The sequence below is a fragment of the Dermacoccus sp. UBA1591 genome (assembly GCF_002322065.1).
In the GTDB taxonomy this organism is placed as follows: domain Bacteria; phylum Actinomycetota; class Actinomycetes; order Actinomycetales; family Dermatophilaceae; genus Dermacoccus; species Dermacoccus nishinomiyaensis.
The window spans coordinates 37,760-39,957 of sequence record NZ_DCNR01000018.1 but is presented as its reverse complement, the minus strand read 5'-3'; the positions used below and the strand labels follow the sequence as shown (position 1 = coordinate 39,957).

Sequence of the window (2,198 nt, the reverse complement as noted above, 5' to 3'; positions counted from 1 at the left end):
CGAACATGACGCGAATCCGGGCAACGACGATCCGTCAACGGGCGAGCCTGCGGGTAGGGTGACGGCGCCCGCCCTCGGTCGCGTTCACTGTGTCGTGCTCAGTGTCGTAGCCGATGAGATCGCGTCCAGGAGAAGCCATGATTCGTGTCGCGTCGGTTCCGGCCGATCACCCCTACGTCGCGCACCTCTCCCCATCCGGCGAGACACCAGGCGCCGGGTGCGACGAGGTGATCCGCCTGCCCGACCCGCCCGTCATCGCTGACGACGGCTCGACGCGCTGGTGGCCGCCGCGCATCCTCGATCCGGCCTGGCTACGCGAGCATGCCGGCGAGTTCGACGTGCTGCACGTCCACTTCGGGTTCGAGTCGTTCAGCCCTGAGCACCTGCGCGAGGTCGTCGACGTGGCGCACGAGCTGGGCAAGGGCGTCGTCGTCACGGTGCACGACCTGCGCAACCCGCACATCAAGGACCCGGCGGCGCAGCTCAGCCGACTCGACGCGCTCGTGCCGGCGGCTGACGCCGTCATCACGCTGACGCAGGGCGCGGCTGATGCGATCCAGGCTCGCTGGGGTCGCGACGCCGTCGTCGTGCGCCACCCGCACATCGTGCCGCTGGACGTCATGGCCGCGCTCCTGCTCGATGACACTTCCTCTCGGACGAACCGCGCCGACGCGCGGTCGAGCGACGACAGCACAGCGGCGCCCGCGCGAAATGATCGTCGGCGAATCGGCTTGCACCTCAAGAGTCTTCGCACGAACGTAGACGCAGCGGGAGCGCTCGACGCGCTCGCCCTCGTCGCCGATGAGCGGCCTGACGTCGAGATCGTCGTGACGATGCACCGCGCCGTTGCGGACCCAACCGATCGCGGTCACGACGCCTGCGTCGTCGAGCGCGCCGAGGCGCTGGCGGCGCGCGGCGCCATCACGCTCGTCCTGCACGAGCCGATGGATGACGCGACGCTGTTCGCGTTCGTCGGTGGCCTCGACGTCAGCGTCATGGCGAACGTCTGGGGCACCCACTCGGGGTGGATCGAGATGTGTCACGACCTCGGCGTGCGCGTCGTGGCACCGAACATCGGGTTCTACGGCGAACAGCACGCGCCCGTCCTCTACGATCTCGCGGGCCGGGGCGATGAGGCCGAGGACGGTGCGGCCCAGGACGGTGCGGCCGCGAGTGAAGACGCCACCGTCGACGCTCGCAGGCTTGCCGACACGATCCTGGTCGCCGTCGACCAAGGGCGCGCCGCCCCGGCCGACGTCGCCGAACGCCGCGACGAACGCGATGCCGGAGCACGCGTTCACTCCGAGATCTACCGCGCCAGCATTCCCACTCGTTGACGCGACGTCGCCCCTGGCGCGTCTGTGAGCGACATACGTCGTGTGCCTGAATGTGCACGAAATTCGCGATCTTCGTCCACCTCTGCGAACCGAGTCCGGTCTGCGAATCCTCGTCACATCGACGATGTCGTGGTCACCACCGCTGCCCCGTCGCCCCCCGCGGACCCTACGACGCCCCAGTCGCGCCGTTGACCCGGCGGCCAATCGTCAGTGCGGCACCGAGCTGTTCTCCGCTGACGCCGTCGTCGCCACGGTGCTCGCCACGGGCGCCGACGAGTCCGCGGTGGCCTCCGGGCCTCGAGCCCGCTGCGTCTGACGACGTTCCGCGAGATGCTCGCGGGCTTCGAGGGCACGTCGCGCTCCGGGCACGATGTCGCGTTCCCAGGTGCCGAGGTGGGTGATGTCCTCGCCACCGAAGGAACGCTTGAAGGCGCTGAATCCCGCCCAGGCATGGTTCGGCTCGTCCGGTGGTGCGAGGCCGAACAGGTCAGCGGTCCGAATGCCTGCGTCGTGGGCGTCGAGCAGCGCGCGCGTGATGAGGGGCTGGTTCGGACGCAGTTTTCGATGCTCCACGGGCATCGCGGCATGGGCGAAGAGCCGCTGGGTGGGGCTGTCGTAGACGAGGGTGGCGCACAGCGGGGCGCCGTCCTTCCACGTCGAGTAGAGGGTCGCCGCGTCCACCGGCATCATCGCGGAAGCCACCGCATGCAGGTAGCTGGCCGAGCGGGCGACGATGTGCTTGTGCCCCGCAGCCTGCGACAGGAACGCGGCGAGGATGGTGACGTCGTCCGGGTTGCGGCTCGTCCGCACCTCCAGGCCCTTCTTCGCGTGGTTGCGGTGAATCGTGCGGATGCTGCCCGT

Annotated in this window: 2 protein-coding genes; one reads left to right on the top strand and one right to left on the bottom strand. The window is 69.5% G+C overall.

The genetic code is table 11. The features are described from left to right. Positions 1–137: 137 nt before the first annotated feature. Entirely contained in the window at positions 138–1,337 is a 1,200-nt protein-coding gene (locus tag B2284_RS01850) for a glycosyltransferase (protein WP_074046432.1), read from the top strand. A 207-nt stretch (positions 1,338–1,544) separates the two neighbouring features. Here B2284_RS01850 and B2284_RS01845 read toward each other — a convergent pair. Further along, positions 1,545–2,198: GNAT family N-acetyltransferase (locus B2284_RS01845; protein ID WP_286697107.1), on the bottom strand; the 654-nt coding region annotated here is incomplete at its 5' end.